The following is a 16,626-nucleotide window of genomic DNA, read 5'->3' on the forward strand; positions in this document are numbered from 1 at the left end:
GCCCAGGCCGGGTTTACACCGTCAGGGCAGGTAGTACATCGGGTTCGGCAGCTTGACCGGGTGATCGGCGTAACCGCCCTCGAGGTCACTGAACTGGTCCCCCAGGTTGAGTACGATGTGGGCCCCCGTCGCCTGGATGTGGGCGCGGGTGCCCGACTTGTACTGGATCGTGGTGCAGGTCAGGCCGCACGGCAGGTAGTCCGGCGCCGTGCCGGCCGGCTTGAAGAACGCGCCCGCCGGGGCCGGGTAGCCCTCGTTCGCGAGGTTCTTCAGCGACTGCGGGCCCTGCGGGGTGCTGCGGCCCGTCAGGAAATAGACCTTCACGCCGCGCTGCGCGGCCCAGTTCGCCAGCTCCAGCACGGGCTTGTTGGCCACGAACGTGCCGTTGTCGATCGCCTGCTGCTGCTTGACCGGGTCGAACCCGAAGTCGTTGTCGGCCTCCCAGCCGTAGGTGACCTCGGACGTGTCGTCGACGTCGAGCACAATGGCCGGGCTCTTCACCGTGCCGAGCTTCTGCGTGAGGTAGCGCTTCGAGTCGGCCACGACACGCTTGGTGTCGGTGACGAACCGGCTCGAGTCCGAGTAGTGGTGTTTGCCCGACGCGTCGAGGTAGTCGCCGTAGTAGGCCTTCACGTCGTTCTTGACCTGGCCGATGTTCGCCGGCTCCCGACCGTGGGCGGCCGTCACGGCGTCGGAGCCGGCCAGCGCGGTCGCGCCACCCGCGACGGTGGCGCCGATCGCCGCGGCGGCGGCGAGCTTGAACAAGACGGGAAAACGGGACACGGCGACCCCTCCAAGGTGAACTTCAGGTTAAGTGCGCCCGAAATCTACGCCACCTCAGGCCTCAGGAGAACCCTCCGAAGGGATGCGTTCGGCGCGGCAGACGAAGGCCACCGGCGATCGGCCGATGCGCGTGAGCACCACAGTGGACTCGGCGCCACCCCGCGGTTTCAGGCGGCGGCGCAAGGCGTCCGGGTCGATGTCGAGGCCGCGGACGAGGATCTCCAGACGGCCGACGTCGTGGCGCTTCAGCGTGGCGCGCAGGGCTTTTTCGCTGTACGGGCCGTGTTCCAGCACGCGGAAGGCGCGCACACCCGGAGGCGCGGTGTCACCGGTCAGGTACGCGATGCGTTCGTCCAGCTGCCACAGGCCGTGGCGCGCCGCGTAGTGACGGACGAGGCCGGCGCGGACGACGGCGCCGTCCGGGTCGACGATCCACTCCCCCGGCGGCGAACCAGGCAGGTCGTCCGGCTCGGTGTCGGTGACCGTCCACTGAGTACCGTCCGAACGCAACACCGTGGCGCGGCGGGAGACGCCGGTGTTCAAGCCCCGCCACAGACAGGCCTCGCGGACGTGGCCGTCGAGGGAGACCAGCTCCACCTCCTCGGCCCACGGCGCGATGGCGAAGTCCAGGCCTGGCGAGCACTTCACCGACAGAGCGCGTCCGGCGTAGGCGTCAACGAGCTCGTCCAGCGGCGGCAGGAAGTCGGCCGGTTTCCAGGTCCGACGCCCGGCCGAGTCGCGGCGGGCCGGGTCGGCGACCACAACCGTGTCCCGGCTGACGGGCCGCAATGCGTCGGCCTGCACCACGCCGACCGAAACCGAAGCGGCGGAAGCGTTGTGTCGCGCCATCTCCAGCCGCACACGGTCCACATCGGACCCCAGCGCCCGAGACGCGACCCGCGCCAGCTCCACCAGGTCGGCGCCGACTGAGCACGTCACGTCGTGCACATCGCGGCCGGCCAGCCGGGAAGCCCGGTGCCGCGCCACCGCCGTCGCGCTCGCCTGTTGCAAGGCGTCGCCGGTGAACAGCCACGAGTCCGCGTCCACGAGCTTCAGCGCGGATTTCCGCCGCAGCACCACCGTTTCCAGGACCGCCGCGGCGAACCGCTCCCCCACCGAGCGGCGCACGGCGGCGACGTCGGTGATGCGGGACGCGTCCGTCAGCGGCAGCGCCGCGCAGTCGGCGAGCGCCGCCCGTCCCGCGGCAGAGCGCAGGAAGGCGACGTCGTCGAGCGAGAAACCGTAGGCCAACTCAGGAAGGCCGTTTGGTCCCGGTGATCATCACGTTGTAGAACAGCTCACGCGGCAGCACCTTCGCGAGCACCTTCTTGTCCAAAGCGGACAGCCGCAGCCACAGGTGGTAGGCGAACATGCGCCACCTGACCGTGAGCTTCTCCTGAGGCACCGCGGCCTCGAACGTGCGGATCGGCCACCCGGCCAACGCGGCCGAGAACTCGTCTGTCACGGCGCGCACGTCCTGCGCACCGGCGCCGCGCGCCATCCCCTCGAGCTCGGACGGGTCGAAGGTGTGGATGTCCACCACGGCTTCCAGCGCCGCCGCGCGCGAGGATTCGTCCAGTTCGGACTGCGGGCGCCGCCAGCCGTTCAGCGCGGGCAGCTTCGTGACGCGCGTGGTGAGGTACCAGGTGATCTGGCCCAGCTTGCGCGCGTAGAAGTCGCCGACCTTGGTCGGCTCACCCGCGAAGACGAACCGCCCGCCGGGCTTCAGCACGCGCAACACCTCGCCGAACGCCTGGCGCACGTCCGGGATGTGGTGCAGTACGGCGTGGCCCACCACGAGGTCGAAAGTGTTGTCCTCGTACGGGATCCGCTCCGCGTCGGCCACGCGGCCGTCGACGTCGAGGCCCAGCTTCTCCGCGTTGCGCAGCGCCACCTTCACCATGCCGGGCGAAAGGTCGGTGACGGAGCCCTTCTTCGCGACGCCGCCCTGCATGAGGTTCAGCAGGAAGAACCCGGTGCCGCTGCCCAGCTCCATCGCGTGGGTGTAGGGCTGGCCGTCCTCGCCCGCGACGGCGTTGAACACGTCGGTGGCATACGAGATGCAGCGCTCGTCGTACGAAATCGACCACTTCTCGTCGTACGTCCCGGCTTCCCAGTCGTGGTAGAGCACATTGGCGAGCTTCGGGTCGTCGTAGGCCGCCTTGACCTCGTCGGCCGTGGCGTGCGGGTTCGGGGCCGGGTCGGTCACGGCCGTCACTTCCCCTCGAAAGTGGCCTTGCCGGGGCCGTTCTCGATGAAGGACTTCATGCCGTTCTTCTGGTCCTCGGTCGCCCACAGCGCCGTGAACAGCTGCGTCTCGATCTTCAGGCCGGTGGCCAGGTCGACGTCGAGGCCCGAGTCGATGGCGGCCTTGGCGGCCTTGAGCGCCACGGCGGGACCGTTCACGAACTGCGCGGCCCACTTGTGCGCGGCGGCGTACACGTCGTCCGGCGCGACGACCTCGTCGACGATGCCGAGCTTCAGCGCTTCGTCGGCCTTCACGAACCGGCCGGTGTAGATGAGGTCCTTGGCCTTGCTCGGGCCGATCAGGCGCGAAAGCCGCTGCGTGCCGCCGGCGCCCGGGATGATGCCGAGCTGGATCTCCGGCTGGCCGACCTTCACGTTGTCGCCCGCCACGCGCCAGTCGGCGGTGAGCGCCAGCTCCAGGCCGCCGCCGAGGGCGTAGCCGGTGATGGCGGCGACGACCGGCTTCGGGATGGCCGCGACGAGCGAGCAGGACGCGGTGAGCTCGGCCCCGAACTTCGAGATCTCCGGGTAGGTGCGGTCGCCCATCTCCTTGATGTCCGCGCCGCCGGCGAAGGTCTTCTCGCCGCCGTAGAGGATCACCGCACGCACGTCTTGGCGGTTCGAAGCCTCGCGCGCGGCCTCGGCCAGCTCGGTCTGCAGCTGGTTGTTGATCGCGTTGACCGGCGGCCGGTTCAGGCGGATCGTGCCGACCCCGGCCTCGACCTCGAGGTTTACGAACTCTCCCACGCGACTTCCTCCTCGTTGACGGATGCCGGCAGGCTACCGGCCGGTACGCCCGAACTTACCGGCGCCGGGCGAAGAACCGCTCGCCCGAACGCTGCAGCACCAGGTCCTGGTCGAACGTCTTCGACAGGTTCTCGCTCGTGATCACGTCGTCCATCAGGCCCGCGACCACGGCGTGCCCGTCGCGCAGCAGCAACGCGTGGGTGAAGCCCGGGGGGATCTCCTCGACGTGGTGCGTGACGAGGACCATGGCCGGCGCGTCCGGGTCCATCGCGAGGTCGGACAGCCGCGCCACGAGGTCCTCACGCCCACCCAGGTCCAGACCCGCGGCCGGCTCGTCGAGCAGCAGCAGCTCCGGGTCGGTCATCAGCGAACGCGCGATCAGCACGCGCTTGCGCTCGCCTTCGGACAGCGTGCCGAACGTGCGCTTCGCCATGTGCGCGATGCCGAGCGTGCCCAGCAGCTCGGCGGCGCGGTTGAGGTCGAGGCTGTCGTAAGCCTCGCGCCAGCGGCCCATCACGGCGTAGCCGGCGCTCACCACCACGTCTTCCACGCGCTCGTCACCCGGGATGCGCTGCGCGATGGCGGCGGAGGTGAACCCGATGCGGGGGCGCAGGTCGAAGATGTTCACGCGGCCGATGCGGTCGCCGAGCAGGTCGACGGTGCCGGCGGTGGGGTGCAGCTCCGCGGCGGCCAGCCGCAGCAGGGTCGTCTTGCCCGCGCCGTTGGGCCCGAGCACGACCCACCGTTCGTCGAGTTCGACGCTCCAGTCGAGGTCCGCGAGAAGGTCGTTTCCGCTGCGGCGGACGCCGACACCGGACATCCGCACCACGAGGTCGTTTAGGTCGCTGGGCAGGATCGGCTCGCTCACGAGCCCATTGTGGCCGTCCACGCGCGCGCGTCCGCACCCGCCCGGGGTTGACAACGCACCCGCGCGCGTGTGCCCCCGCGACGGCGTCCAGCGGATGGGACGAAGCAGCGTACAAAGCGCGCGCTGTGGCACGATCGGTGACGTGTCCAGGTCCGCGTCCGCCGCCGTCCCCGCAGCCCGGGGCTCGTTCTGGCGCCGGCGCACGATCGACCTGCTCCTCGTGGCCTCGTGCGGGTGTAAGCGAGCGCGGCGCGCCTGCTGAAACGCGGGTTTCGTGCCGCGCTGTGCCGTCTTGCCAGCCGTCACCCCTGCTTGAGGAGCACCCGCGTTGACCACATTGATCACCCGTCCCGACTTCGAGATCCACCCCCGTCTCACCGATCCGCTGCTGGCGCAGCTGCTGCAGCCCGAGCGGCTGCTGTGGACCCCGCGTGAGCTGGCCGACCTCACGAAGACCGTGACCACCGAGCTCACCTCCAGCCTGCGCGAGGTGCTGCGCTTCGACGAACAAGGCCGCTGGTGGGCGCGGCTCGCGCTCACCGACGGGCTGGAGCTGTGGCTGCTGTCGTGGCTGCCCGGCCAGCACACGAAGCCCCACGACCACGGCGGCGCGGCCGGCTCGTTCACCGTGCTGCAGGGCGAACTGGGTGAGGAATACCGCTACCCCGGCGGCCCGATCCGGCGCCGCACGCACAAGGCGGGCGAGGTCATCGGCTTCGGCGCCGGGCGCGCGCACCAGGTCACCGGCCTCGGCGACGAGCCGGCCGCCAGCGTCCACGCGTACTCGCCGCCGCTGGTGGCCACGCGCGAGTACGCGTCGCTGGCCGACGTGCCCGGCGAAATCCCGCCGCTGCCGGTCATACTCGGCCGATGAGCTCGATCGACGACTTCCTCGCCGGCGCCCGGTCCTCCCTGGACCGGGTTTCGCCGGAGCGCGCGTCTTCGCTGCAGGCCGAAGGCGCGCTGATCGTGGACATCCGGCCGCACGCCAACCGCGCCGCCGAGGGCGAGATCCCCGGCGCCGTGGTCGTCGAGCGGATCCACCTGGAATGGCGGCTCGCCCCGGACAGCGACTGGCGGCTGCCGGGTGTGACTCCTGACACGACGGCGATCGTGGTGTGCAACGAGGGCTACTCGTCGAGCCTGGCGGCGGCGGATCTGCAGCGGTTGGGGTTGAAGAACGCTACGGACCTCGCGGGTGGGTTCCGGGCGTGGGCGGAGGCGGGGTTGCCTGTGGTGGAGGGTGGGTCGCCGGCGGTGCCGTGACGGCGGTTCCGCGCGATCCGAAGTGGCGTTCGGTGCGTCCAGCGCACCCAATGTGGCGTTCGGTGCGTTGAGTGCATCGAACGCCACATTGGGGCCGCTCCGGGTCAGGCGAGGACGACTCGGGCCAGCTCCGCCGGGCTCGCCAGCAGGGGGTGCTTCGGCAGCACCCGCACCGTGTAGCCCACCGAGCCCGCGCGCGGCAGGCGCAGGGAGGCGGAGAACGCGCCGATGCCGTCGCCGTGCATGGGGACCGTGACGGTGTCCGTGAGTTCGTCGCCGTCGCCGACCTGGCCGACGACGGCCTGGATGTCCACTTCGGACGGGTTCAGGCCGGCGAGGTCGATGCGGGCGCGGACGGCGACCTCGGTGCCGACGACGAGCCTTGCGGTGTGGTCGTAGAGCAGCTCCGAGTCGAAGATCCGCACGCGGGGCCACGAGACCTCGAGCTTGGTGCGGTAGTCGGCGAGCGACAGCGCGCCGACGTACCCGTTGCCGACGGCGGCGGCGACCATGCGTGACGCGGGCAGGTAGCCGGAGTCCACGTACTCGCGGACCATCCGCGACGCCTGCACGCGAGGGCCGAGCGTTTCCAGCGTGTGCCAGACCATGGACAGCCAGCCGGACGGGACGCCCGAAGCGTCCTTGTCGTAGTAGAGCGGCGCGATCTGCTGGCCGAGCAGGTCGTAGAGCGCGGCGGCTTCGAGGTCGTCGCGGCGCAAGGGATCCGTGACGCCGTCGGCGGTCGGGATGGCCCAGCCGTTGGAGCCGTCGTAGCACTCGTCCCACCAGCCGTCGCGGATGGAGAGGTTGAGGCCACCGTTGAGCGCCGACTTCATGCCCGAGGTGCCGCACGCCTCCAGCGGCCGCACGGGGTTGTTGAGCCACACGTCGCAGCCGCGGTAGAGGTAGCGGGCCATGGACATGTCGTAGTCGGGCAGGAAGACGATGCGGTGGCGCACGGCGGGGTCGTCGACGAACCGCACGATCTGCTGGATGAGCTGCTTGCCGTTCTCGTCGGCGGGGTGCGACTTGCCGCCGATCACGATCTGGATCGGCCGCTTCTCGTCGAGCAACAGCGCGCGCAGGCGATCCGGGTCGCGCAGCATCAGCGTGAGGCGCTTGTACGTGGGCACGCGGCGGGCGAAGCCGACGGTCAGCACGTCGGGGTCGAACACGCGCTCCGTCCAGCCCAGTTCCAGCGCCGACGCGCCGCGCTGCATCCACGCCGCCCGCACACGCCGGCGCACCTCGGCCACGAGCTTCTCCCGCAGCTCGCGGCGTAGCGCCCACAGCTGCTGGTCGGTGACGCCGTCGCGCAGCGAGCTGTCCGGCGTGCGGCCCTCGTGGCCGAACTCGTCGTGGTTGCCGCCCAGCAGCGCGCTCAGCTCGCGCGCGACCCACGTGGGCCCGTGCACGCCGTTCGTGATGGACGAGACCGGCACCTCGTCGTCGTCGAAACCTGGCCACAGGCGGGAGAACATGCGCCGGGTGACGCGGCCGTGGAGCTCGGAGACGCCGTTGGCGCGCTGGGCGAGCCGCAGCCCCATGTGGGCCATGTTGAACAGCCCCGGGTTGTCCTCCGCACCCAGCTGCAGCACGCGGCGCACGTCGATGTCGGGCACGAGCCGGCCGTCGGAGAAGTAGCGCTGCACGAGGTCGACGGGGAACCGGTCGATGCCGGCGCTCACCGGCGTGTGCGTGGTGAACACCGTGCCCGCGCGCACGGCCGGGAGCGCCTCGTCGAAGCCGAGGCGGTCGGCCTGGATGATCTCGCGGGCGCGCTCGAGACCGAGGAACCCGGCGTGGCCCTCGTTGGTGTGGAAGACGTTCGGCTGCGGGTGGCCGGTGAGCTCGCAGAACTTCCGCACGGCCCGGAAGCCGCCGATGCCGGCCAGGATCTCCTGGCGGATGCGGTGGTCGGCGTCGCCACCGTAGAGCCGGTCGGTGACCGGGCGCAGGTCCTCGTCGTTGTCCTCGATGTCGGTGTCGAGCAGCAGCAGCGGGATGCGGCCCACGCGGGCGCGCCAGATCTGCGCGTGCAGCGTGCGCCCGCCCGGCATGGCGACCTCGACGAGCACCGCGCGGCCGCCGTCGGTCACCAGCTCCAGCGGGAACGCGTTGGGGTCGATCACCGGGTAGTGCTCGACCTGCCAGCCGTCGAGCGACAGGCTCTGGCGGAAGTAGCCCGACCGGTAGAGCAACCCGACGCCGACCATCGGCACGCCGAGGTCCGAAGCCGCCTTCAGGTGGTCGCCCGCGAGCACGCCGAGGCCGCCCGAGTAGTTGGGCAGGGCCTCGGTGACGCCGAACTCCATCGAGAAGTACGCGACGGCCGAGGGCAGGCCTTCGTCGGTGCGCCGCTGGTACCAGCGCGGCTCGGTGAGGTACTGCTCCAGCCCCGCCGCGGCCTCGTGCGTGCGGCTCAGGAAGTCCTCGTCCACGGCCAGCTCGTCCAGGCGCTCGGGCGGCAGGGCGGTGAGCATCCGCAACGGGTCGCGAATGGAGTCGAAGAGCTCGGCGTCCATCGACGCGAACAGGTCGCGAGTCGGTGGGTGCCACGTCCAGCGCAGGTTCGTCGCGAGCGCGCCAAGGCCCGCGAGCGATTCCGGCAGGCTGGCTCGGACGGTGAACCGGCGGACAGCACGCATGGTCAGCGACCATATCGGGCCGCCGGTCCCAGCGCTCGCGACCCGTTCGGGGATAACGCTCACATCGGGCAGACCCGCTGGGTAGGGTCCCGGGCGTGATGAGGCGAGGGGGAGCGCTGCTGGCGCTCGCGGTGGTGGCCGCGCTGGGCGCGGCGGCGTGCGGTGACAGTTCGGCCGGACCGGTGACGCCCGGGGCCGGCAACGTCGCGGGCCTGCCGGTGACCCACTTCGACAGCGGCCTGAAGAGCGGCGCGCCGAAGCCGAACCTGACCGTGAAGAACGCCGAGGGCGGCCAGGACGACCAGCTCGCCACGGCCGCGATCGCCGACGTCGAGGCGTACTGGGGCGAGGCGCTGCCGACCGACTTCGGGCAGGACTTCAAGCCCGTGACGTCGCTGCTGTCCTACGACTCGCACACCGACACCGAGCAGACCGCGTGCGGCAGCGTGAAGAAGCTCGTGAACGCGTTCTACTGCTCCGCCGACGACTCGGTGGCCTGGGACCGCGGCGTGCTGCTGCCGATGCTGCGCCAGCGCTTCGGGCCGATGTCGGTGGTCACCGTGCTGGCGCACGAGTTCGGCCACGCGATCCAGTACCGGCTCGGGTCGAAGGCCGGCATCACGAAGAGCACGCCGAGCGTGGTGAAGGAGCAGCAAGCCGACTGCTTCGCGGGCAGCTACTTCCGCTGGGTCGCCGAGGGGAAGAGCAAGTACTACCAGGTATCGACGGCCGAGGGCCTCGACCAGATCATGGCCGCGATGTTCTTCATCCGCGACCAGGCCGGCACGAGCGCCACCGACCGGCAGGCGCACGGCACGGCGTTCGACCGGACGTTCGCGTTCCAGTCCGGGTTCGAGAAGGGCCCGAAGGAGTGCGCGGGCATGAACGCGCAGAACGTGCAGGCGCGCCTGACGGAGCGGCCGTTCGACAGCAAGGACACGGGCAAGGGCGACGCGAAGATCTCCGAACAGACGCTGTCGCTGCTGAAGAAGAGCCTGGACTCGGCCTTCGGTGGTGCGGGCGTGAAGGCGCCGACGATCGTGCCCGGGAGCGGCAGCTGCTCGGGTGGGCCGTCGACGCCGCCCGCGTCGTACTGCCCTTCGGACAACACGGTGAACATCGACGTTTCGCGGCTCACCGCGCTGGCGCAGCCCGTGGACTCCGACGCCGAGGCGTCCGGGCAGCAGAGCACGGGGCTGGGTGACTTCGCGGCGTTCGCGGAGGTGGCGTCGCGCTACGCGATGGGGATCCAGAAGGGCGTGGGGGCTTCGCTGGACAACCCGAACGCGGGGCTGCGGACGTCGTGTCTGGTCGGAGCCTGGGCCGCGTTCACGAACCGGCCCGGCTCGCTGCGCCTGTCCGCCGGCGACCTCGACGAGGCCATCGCCGACCTGCTGCGCCCGGAGGGCCTGGTGTCGGCGGATGTGAACGGCAAGCGCCCGGACAGCGGTTTCGACCGCGTCGAGTCGCTGCGGCGGGGGTATCTCGAGGGTTCCGCGGTGTGCTCGAAGCAGTACGGCTGACCGTCCGGCGGCGGGTTTTCCACCTGGGCTGGAAAATCAGCGTGGACGGAGTTTCCAGGAATGCTGGAAACTCCGTCGGCTGGAGTTCAGCCGAACCCGGGCGCGTTCCAGGTGACACCGTTGTCGTCGTCGAGCAGGTGGTCGAGCAATCCCGCCGCAGAGACCTCCGGGGTGATGAGGACGCCGTTTTCGTACGCGTCGGCGAACCCGCGGCGGACGGGCTCGGCGAGGCCACGGCCGAGGTCGCCGCGGATGTCCGTCTGCATCGCGGTGTCGATCATGCCCGGCTGGTAGATGTTCACGGTCACGCCCGTGCCCGCGAGCTCCGCGGCGAGGTTGCGGCTGTGGGCTTCCAGCGCGGCCTTGGTCGTGGTGTAGGCGTTGCCACCGATGAGCGAGCCGGGGTGCGTGGCGGCGCCGCTGGACACGTTGACGACGCGACCCCAGCCGCGGGCGAGCATGCCGGGCAGCACGCCGATGGTGAGCGTGATGGGCGCGGTGAGGTTGGTGGCGAGCGCGGCGGCGAAGTCGGCCGGGTCGACCTCGGCCGTGGGGGCGACGGGCCGGGTCACGGCGGCGTTGTTGACCAGCACGTCGACCGAGCCGGTCCGCTGCACGAGCGCGGCGACTTCGGCGGGACTGCCGAGGTCGGCCGGGACCACCCGGGTGGGGCCGGCGGCGAGCTCGGCCGTCTTCGCGAGTTCCGCTTCGGAACGAGCCACGAGGACGACTTCGGCGCCGCGTTCGGCGAGGCCCAGGGCGAGGGCGCGGCCCAGCCCGCGGCCGGCACCCGTGACCAGGGCGGTTTTTCCCCGCAGGCCGGAGCTGCTCATGTCCGCGAGCGTAGCGGGTCATGATCGTTCGCCGCTGCACGACGAAGGCCCCCGATCACGGATCGGGGGCCTTCGTGGTGGAACGGCTCAGAACAGGGCGCTCGCCAGGTTGCGGCGGGCCTTCATCACGCGCTCGTCGGCCGGGTCGAAGAGGTCGAAGAGCGCGACCAGGTGTTCGCGGACGCGGTTGCGGTCGTCGCCGGCGGTGCGGCGGACGGTGTCGATCAGGCGGTTGAACGCGGCGTCCACGTCCTGCTCCGCGATCTCCAGGTCGGCGGCCGCGAGCTGGGCGTCGAGGTTCGACGGGTCGGCGTCGGCCTTGGAGCGGGCGTCCGGGTCGGCCGCTTCGGCGCGGGCGGTGAACTTGACCTGGGCCAGGGCGTTCTTGGCCAGCTCGTTGGCGGGCTCGGCGTCGAGGATGCGCTCGTAGGCGGCCTGCGCGGCGGCGAAGTCGCCCTGTTCGAAGGCTTCCTCGGCCTCGGTGAAGCGCGGGTCCTCGGGCTCCTCGATCGGGCCGCGGACCTCCTCGGCGGCGCGGGTGCCGGGGAGCTTGTCGCGCAGGGCGTCGAGCAGCGCGCCCAGCCACTTGCGGATCTCGGGCTCCGGCAGGGCGCCGGAGAACGCGTCCACGGGCTGGCCGCCGCCGATCGCGACGACGGTCGGGATCGACTGGGCGCCGAACAGCTGCGCGATGCGCGGGTTGGCGTCCACGTCGACGCGGGCGAGCACCCACGCGCCGGCCGCTTCGGTGGCGAGGCGCTCCAGCACGGGGCTGAGCTGCTTGCACGGGCCGCACCAGTCGGCCCACAGGTCCACCAGCACGAGCTGGTTGAGCGAGCGCTCGACGACGTCGGTCTGGAACGTGGCTTCCGTCACATCCATGATGACGTCCGACGGCGGCGCGCCGCCCCCGGCCGGCGCCGCACCCGCAGGCGGCGCGGAGGGCTGGCTCCGGGACGCTTCCGCCCGGGCCTTGAGCGCGGACAGGTCGACCGCGCCGGACAGTGCGGCGGACATGGCCGCTGAGTTCGCTGCAGATCCGCGTGGGTGTGTCACGCCCTCCATCCTGGCACGAGGCGGCAGGACATTTCACCGCCGGTGCCCGGGTGGCGCACTCGCGCCGCGATTGGCAGGAGCGCCCGGCTCGTGCATGCTCACGGCGGAAAGATCAGGGAGGCCGTGATGCTGAGCCGGCGCAACGTCACCGTGGCGGTGGCCGTCGGGGTGGGTGTGGCGTGGGTCGTGGCGATCACGGTGCTCATCGCGAACCAGCCGGACCCGGGCGCGCCCTCGCCCGTCGCACTGCGTGATTCGCTGCGCGGCGCCCTGGTCGCCCGCGACTCCGGTGAGCTCGAAGAGCTGCTCGACTACCCGGGCTCGGGCGCCTCCGACTTCGCCGACGACTACGTGGCCGTGCTCGGCGAAGAGGACGTGCGCGACATCGCCGTGCAGCTCGTCCCCGACGACCACGCTCCGACCCGCGCGGTGGTCAGCGGGGTGACGCACGGGTCGCGGTTCACCTACTCCCTGGCAGTGACCAGGGAGGAAGGCCGGTGGACCGTGGCGTTCACCCCGCCGCTGCCGTAGCCGCTCAGCCCTCGCGCAGGTGCGCTTCCACGCGGTCGACCTTTGCGGTGAGCTGGCCGGTGTCGTAGCCCGGGCGGATGTCGGCCTTCAGCACGAGGCCGACGCGCGCCGAGCCCTCCCCCGCGGCGTGCACGGCCTGCTTCACGACGGCCATCACCTCGTCCCACTCGCCTTCCACGTTCGTGAACATCGCGTTGGTGGAGTTGGGCAGCCCGCTGTCGCGGACGACCTTCACGGCGCGGGAGACGGCCTCGCTCACGCCCGCGTCCGGGTCGCCGCCGGAGGGGCTCACGCTGAACGCGACGATCATGTCGGGATCCTTTCGTCGAGGGAAAACAATGGCGGCTGAACAGGGCGATCGCCGTCTTCCGGGTACCCGCTGGTAACTTCGTTTGTCATGAACCGACCGCTGCCGTTCGACCCGATCGCCCGTGCGGCCGAGCTCTGGGAGGACCGGATCGGTCCCGCCGGAACCATGGCCGCGGTCACCGGACTGATGCGGGTACAACAGATCATCCAGTCGGCGGTCGACGGCTCACTCAAGCCGCACGGCCTCACGTTCGCCCGCTACGAGGCGCTCGTGCTGCTCACCTTCGCCCGCAACGCGCGGCTGCCGATGCGAGTGATGGGCGAACGGCTGCAGTTGCACCCCACCAGTGTCACCAACATAGTCGACCGCCTCGAGCGCGACGGGCTCGTGAAACGCGTGCCGCACCCCACCGACCGCCGCACGACGCTGGTCGAGATCACCGACGACGGCCGCGCGCGCCGCGAAGCCGCGACGGCCGCGGTGACGGGCATCGACTTCGGGCTCACGGGGCTCACCGAGCGGCAGGTCGAGCAGCTCACCGACCTGCTCACCAAGGTCCGCCGCTCGTCGGGCGACTTCAGCGAATAGTCCCGCCGGCGGCAAGGCGGCCGCGATCGTCTCAGCGGCGCCGAGGCCGGCACAGCCCGACATCGCACGACCTGGCGAACACCGGCCGGGCAAACGCGAACGGGCCCGCACGACACGAGGTCGTACGGGCCCGTCGAAAGCGGGAAACTCAGGCGTTCACGGTCTCCGGCACGCGGACCTCGAACAGGCCGACACCGCCGTGGGTGAGGCGCTGGGGGCCGTCGAGGCGGCCGTTGCGCAGGGCCCACTTCTCGAAGATCCAGGTGAACAGCGGCGGGATGCTGGACAGCAGCGCGAGCACCAGGGTCTTCGGGCGCCAGCCGAGCGGCTTGGCGACGGACAGGGAGACCACGACGTAGAGCACGAAGATCACGCCGTGGACCATGCCGATGACGGGAACGCCGCCCTCACCGGAGGAGTGCACGACGTACTTGAGAAACATCCCGATCAGCAACGCGGCCCAGGACAGGGCTTCGGCGACTGCGGCCACGCGGAACACGAGAGCGGCCTTGCTGGACACGACTTTCCTCCTGTGCGTCACACGGGTGCGTGCTGCCTGCACACACAAAAACGCGTCCGGTGCACTGTCCAAGGGGGACTACCCGCTTGACGTCAACAGCACTGTCGGACGCGTATGACACCAGTGTGAGGCGTGACGGCCCTCACCGGAACACCGGGGCCCGTGACTATCCTCACGGACCCTCCCGAATATGGTCTGAACCACTGTCGGGATCGGTGGGGAAATGCCCGGAAAACCGTGAAGGCCCCTTCCCGGTCTCGCATTCCGGGAAAGAGCCTTCACGGATAGTCCTCAATCGGACACTAACCGGCACAAGGTGACGGCGGCGCCGACGAAGGTGACGTTGCCCACGTGGCCTGCGTGGCGTCGGCGGTCAGCGTGAAGTCCAGTGTGGTCCCGCGCCGCAGCTGCTCGACGCTCACGTAGGACGTGTCCGAAGGCCGCGCCTGCCACCCGTCGCCCACCTTCAGGCCGCGGACGTACTGGAGCTTCGCCCCGTCGGCGCCCGGCGCCTTGATGGTGACCGAACGCCCGTTCTGCAGGTGCAGCACGGACTTGGCGAACTGCGGCGCGTTGAGCACGAAGTTCCCGGTACCGGGCACGGCCGGGTAGAGGCCGAGCGCGCTGAAGACGTACCACGCCGACATGGTGCCGAGGTCGTCGTTGCCCGTGACGCCGTTGGGGGCGTTCGTGAACAGCGTGTGGGCCGCGCGCACTACCGCGGAGGTCTTCCACGGCTGGCCGGTGAGCGTGTACATCCACGGCGAGTGCAGGTCGGGTTCGTTGTTGGGGTTGTAGCGGAACTGGTTGTAGTAGGAGTACGGCCCCACGACCCATTCCTCCCGGACAGTCTTCGCCGGGTCCTTCACGAGGTCGTCGTAGGCGAAGAAGTCGTCGAGGCGCTGGTGGGTGTTGTCGGCGCCGCCCATCTCCTTCAGCAGGCCGGGCACGTCCTGCTGCACGAGCCACTGGTACTGCCAGGCGGTGCCCTCGTGGAAACCGTCCTGGCTCTGCGGGCTGTAGGGCTGGCCCGCGGGCGTGAACCAGTCGCCGCCAGTGACCTTCGGGCGGAAGAAGCCCGTGAAGCCGCGGTCGGTCACGGTCGGGTCCCACAGCGTCTGGTACGTGCGCCCCTTCGCGGCCAACGCGGCCGCGTCCTGCTTCTTGCCCAGCGCGGCGGCCATCGCCGAGAGCGAGCAGTCGCCGAGCGCGTACTCGAGGGTGGCCGAAGCGCCGTGGTTCGGGTCGGTGTCCTGGCCCTTCTTCGGGAAGTTCGGGTCGTACTGCACGAACCCGTCGGCCTGGTAGCTCGCGTTGCCCGAGCGGCCCTGGAACGGCGACGACGCCGGTGGGATCTGCTGCGAGTTCTGCAGCAACGCCTGATAGGCCTCGACTTCGTCGCCCTTCAGCGCGCCGAAGCGCCACAGGTCGACCAGGAACGGCGTGACCGGGTCGCCGGTCATGGTGTTCGTCTCCTGGCTCGCATACGCCCAGCGCGGCAACCAGCCGCCCTGCTCGTGGATCGCGAGGATGCTCTTCGCGATGTCGCGGGCCCGGTCGGGCTTCAGCAGCGCGAGCAGCTGGTTCTGGCTGCGGTAGGTGTCCCACAGCGAGAAGAAGTCGTAGTACGTCCAGCCGATCGCACGGTGGATCTTCTTGTCGAAGCCGTAGTAACGGCCGTCGGCGTCGTTGGCGGTCAGCGGCTGCAGGAACGCGTGGTAGAGCGAGGTGTAGAACACCGTGCGCTCGTCGGGCGTGCCGCCGGTGATGTCCACACTGGACAGCTCCTGGCGCCACGTGCGCTGCGCGTCGGCCTTCACGGCTTCGAACGGGCGCACGCGCGAGGCGGCGAGGTTCACGTCGGCGCCGTGGGCGTCCACCTGGGAGATCGAGGTGGTGGCGGTGATCTGGTCACCCTTCGGGAAGGTCAGCCACGCGCCGCGCAGGCCCGCGCCGCCTTCCGAAGTCTTGCTGCCGGGCGTGCCGCCGGTGGGCGACCAGGTGCCGTAGCTCGTGAAGGGCTTGTCGAACTTCGTGGTGAAGTACGTCGTGTAGGCCTTGCCGCCGCAGAACGCCTGCGCTTCGACCGTGCCCGCGATGGTGTGGTCGTCGACCACGCGCACGCTGCTGCCGGTCACGGGCTCCTTGGCATTGGCCTGCCCGACGTTCACGAACACGTTGGCGGGACCGGACTTGTCGAACGTGTAGCGCTCGACGCCGCTGCGGGTCGAAGCCGTGGTCTCCACGTCGACGCCGCCGTAGCCCGTGAGGTGCACCTTGTAGTAGCCGGGTTTGCCGACCTCGCCGTCGTGGGTGTAGGGCGCGGCGTAGTTCGCGTTGTCGAACGTGGTGGGCTTGGTCGTGTCGAAGGCGGCGCCCGGGCCGACGTCGCCCGTGGTCGGCAGGGTGGACACCAGGCCGCCCTGCTCCCAGCAGCCCGCGCCGGACAGGAAGAAGTGGCCGAAGCCGCGGATCGCGGTGTCGGTGTAGAGGTACCCGGCGTAGTGGGTCGTTTGTGGACTCACCTGCGTCATGCCGAACGGCACCGACGCGCCGGGGAACGTGTTGCCCTCGTCCTGCGTGCCGATGAACGTGTTCACCGACTCCAGCGCGTCGGCCGGTCGGGCCGAGGCGGTCACCGGCGTGAGGCCGGCCGCCACGACGGCGAGCGCGACCGCGCCCGCCAGTGTTCTGCTCCTCATCGAG

General features: G+C 70.6%; 16 protein-coding genes. 5 read left to right on the forward strand and 11 right to left on the reverse strand.

Going from position 1 to position 16,626, the window contains the following annotated elements:
• Nucleotides 1–21 precede the first annotated feature (21 nt).
• Genes QRX50_RS48385 through QRX50_RS48405 form a run of 5 tightly spaced genes read right to left on the reverse strand, consistent with a single transcriptional unit; the run spans nt 22 to nt 4,645 of the window.
• Nucleotides 22–783: an HAD family acid phosphatase gene (locus QRX50_RS48385; RefSeq protein WP_285969755.1), complete on the reverse strand. Its 762-nt coding sequence runs from the start codon at nt 781–783 to the stop codon at nt 22–24.
• Between the two features lie 54 nt (nt 784–837).
• Nucleotides 838–2,034 (reverse strand): THUMP-like domain-containing protein, encoded by a 1,197-nt coding sequence (locus tag QRX50_RS48390; protein WP_285969756.1) that lies wholly within the window; start codon nt 2,032–2,034, stop codon nt 838–840.
• A gap of 1 nt (nt 2,035) precedes the next feature.
• Nucleotides 2,036–3,001 carry a class I SAM-dependent methyltransferase gene (locus QRX50_RS48395; protein WP_285969757.1) on the reverse strand — a complete coding sequence of 322 codons (966 nt, stop codon included), beginning with the start codon at nt 2,999–3,001 and terminating at the stop codon, nt 2,036–2,038.
• Nucleotides 2,998–3,777: an enoyl-CoA hydratase/isomerase family protein gene (locus QRX50_RS48400; protein ID WP_285969758.1), complete on the reverse strand. Its 780-nt coding sequence runs from the start codon at nt 3,775–3,777 to the stop codon at nt 2,998–3,000. The genes QRX50_RS48395 and QRX50_RS48400 overlap by 4 nt, the downstream gene beginning before the upstream one ends.
• Before the next feature lie 55 nt (nt 3,778–3,832).
• On the reverse strand, nt 3,833–4,645 hold the full coding sequence (locus tag QRX50_RS48405) for an ABC transporter ATP-binding protein (RefSeq protein ID WP_285969759.1): 813 nt from the start codon (nt 4,643–4,645) through the stop codon (nt 3,833–3,835).
• A gap of 328 nt (nt 4,646–4,973) precedes the next feature.
• Between QRX50_RS48405 and QRX50_RS48410 the strand changes: the two genes are divergently transcribed.
• Entirely contained in the window at nt 4,974–5,519 is a 546-nt protein-coding gene (locus QRX50_RS48410) for a cysteine dioxygenase (protein WP_285969760.1), read from the forward strand.
• Nucleotides 5,516–5,911, forward strand: coding sequence for a rhodanese-like domain-containing protein (locus QRX50_RS48415; RefSeq protein ID WP_285969761.1), 396 nt, complete (start codon nt 5,516–5,518; stop codon nt 5,909–5,911). The genes QRX50_RS48410 and QRX50_RS48415 overlap by 4 nt, the downstream gene beginning before the upstream one ends.
• A gap of 104 nt (nt 5,912–6,015) precedes the next feature.
• Here QRX50_RS48415 and glgP read toward each other — a convergent pair whose 3' ends face one another.
• Nucleotides 6,016–8,559 (reverse strand): alpha-glucan family phosphorylase, encoded by a 2,544-nt coding sequence (gene glgP, locus QRX50_RS48420; RefSeq protein ID WP_285969762.1) that lies wholly within the window; start codon nt 8,557–8,559, stop codon nt 6,016–6,018.
• Nucleotides 8,560–8,657: 98 nt separating this feature from the next.
• On the opposite strand from glgP, the gene QRX50_RS48425 reads away from it, so the two are divergent.
• On the forward strand, nt 8,658–10,082 hold the full coding sequence (locus QRX50_RS48425; protein WP_285974756.1) for a neutral zinc metallopeptidase: 1,425 nt from the start codon (nt 8,658–8,660) through the stop codon (nt 10,080–10,082).
• Nucleotides 10,083–10,168: 86 nt separating this feature from the next.
• Here the strand turns inward: QRX50_RS48425 and QRX50_RS48430 are convergent, their stop codons facing one another.
• Both QRX50_RS48430 and QRX50_RS48435 read right to left on the reverse strand, forming a co-directional pair.
• The gene (locus QRX50_RS48430) at nt 10,169–10,915 is read right to left on the reverse strand and encodes an SDR family NAD(P)-dependent oxidoreductase (RefSeq protein ID WP_285969763.1); all 747 of its coding nucleotides are present in this window, start codon (nt 10,913–10,915) and stop codon (nt 10,169–10,171) included.
• Between the two features lie 87 nt (nt 10,916–11,002).
• Nucleotides 11,003–11,932, reverse strand: coding sequence for a tetratricopeptide repeat protein (locus QRX50_RS48435; protein ID WP_285969764.1), 930 nt, complete (start codon nt 11,930–11,932; stop codon nt 11,003–11,005).
• 165 nt (nt 11,933–12,097) lie between these two features.
• Between QRX50_RS48435 and QRX50_RS48440 the strand changes: the two genes are divergently transcribed.
• Nucleotides 12,098–12,502, forward strand: a complete 405-nt coding sequence (locus QRX50_RS48440; RefSeq protein WP_285969765.1) for a hypothetical protein — start codon at nt 12,098–12,100, stop codon at nt 12,500–12,502.
• Between the two features lie 4 nt (nt 12,503–12,506).
• On the opposite strand, the gene QRX50_RS48445 is transcribed toward QRX50_RS48440, so the two are convergent.
• Nucleotides 12,507–12,812: a thiamine-binding protein gene (locus QRX50_RS48445; RefSeq protein ID WP_285969766.1), complete on the reverse strand. Its 306-nt coding sequence runs from the start codon at nt 12,810–12,812 to the stop codon at nt 12,507–12,509.
• Between the two features lie 87 nt (nt 12,813–12,899).
• Between QRX50_RS48445 and QRX50_RS48450 the strand changes: the two genes are divergently transcribed.
• The gene (locus QRX50_RS48450; RefSeq protein WP_285969767.1) at nt 12,900–13,400 is read left to right on the forward strand and encodes a MarR family winged helix-turn-helix transcriptional regulator; all 501 of its coding nucleotides are present in this window, start codon (nt 12,900–12,902) and stop codon (nt 13,398–13,400) included.
• Between the two features lie 148 nt (nt 13,401–13,548).
• On the opposite strand, the gene QRX50_RS48455 is transcribed toward QRX50_RS48450, so the two are convergent.
• Nucleotides 13,549–13,920 (reverse strand): DUF3817 domain-containing protein, encoded by a 372-nt coding sequence (locus QRX50_RS48455; RefSeq protein WP_285969768.1) that lies wholly within the window; start codon nt 13,918–13,920, stop codon nt 13,549–13,551.
• A 302-nt stretch (nt 13,921–14,222) separates the two neighbouring features.
• Nucleotides 14,223–16,622 carry a GH92 family glycosyl hydrolase gene (locus QRX50_RS48460; protein WP_285969769.1) on the reverse strand — a complete coding sequence of 800 codons (2,400 nt, stop codon included), beginning with the start codon at nt 16,620–16,622 and terminating at the stop codon, nt 14,223–14,225.
• Nucleotides 16,623–16,626 lie beyond the last annotated feature (4 nt).

Origin of the sequence: Amycolatopsis sp. 2-15 (genome assembly GCF_030285625.1) — a bacterium.
Lineage (GTDB): Bacteria > Actinomycetota > Actinomycetes > Mycobacteriales > Pseudonocardiaceae > Amycolatopsis > Amycolatopsis carbonis.

Bases quoted from the DNA above. Each gene is read 5' to 3' on its own strand.
- QRX50_RS48415 (WP_285969761.1), top strand. From the start codon at position 5,516: ATGAGCTCGATCGACGACTTCCTCGCCGGCGCCCGGTCCTCCCTGGAC.
- glgP (WP_285969762.1), bottom strand. From the start codon at position 8,559: ATGCGTGCTGTCCGCCGGTTCACCGTCCGAGCCAGCCTGCCGGAATCG.
- QRX50_RS48425 (WP_285974756.1), top strand. From the start codon at position 8,658: ATGAGGCGAGGGGGAGCGCTGCTGGCGCTCGCGGTGGTGGCCGCGCTG.
- QRX50_RS48430 (WP_285969763.1), bottom strand. From the start codon at position 10,915: ATGAGCAGCTCCGGCCTGCGGGGAAAAACCGCCCTGGTCACGGGTGCC.
- QRX50_RS48435 (WP_285969764.1), bottom strand. From the start codon at position 11,932: ATGTCCGCCGCACTGTCCGGCGCGGTCGACCTGTCCGCGCTCAAGGCC.
- QRX50_RS48440 (WP_285969765.1), top strand. From the start codon at position 12,098: ATGCTGAGCCGGCGCAACGTCACCGTGGCGGTGGCCGTCGGGGTGGGT.
- QRX50_RS48445 (WP_285969766.1), bottom strand. From the start codon at position 12,812: ATGATCGTCGCGTTCAGCGTGAGCCCCTCCGGCGGCGACCCGGACGCG.
- QRX50_RS48450 (WP_285969767.1), top strand. From the start codon at position 12,900: ATGAACCGACCGCTGCCGTTCGACCCGATCGCCCGTGCGGCCGAGCTC.
- QRX50_RS48460 (WP_285969769.1), bottom strand. From the start codon at position 16,622: ATGAGGAGCAGAACACTGGCGGGCGCGGTCGCGCTCGCCGTCGTGGCG.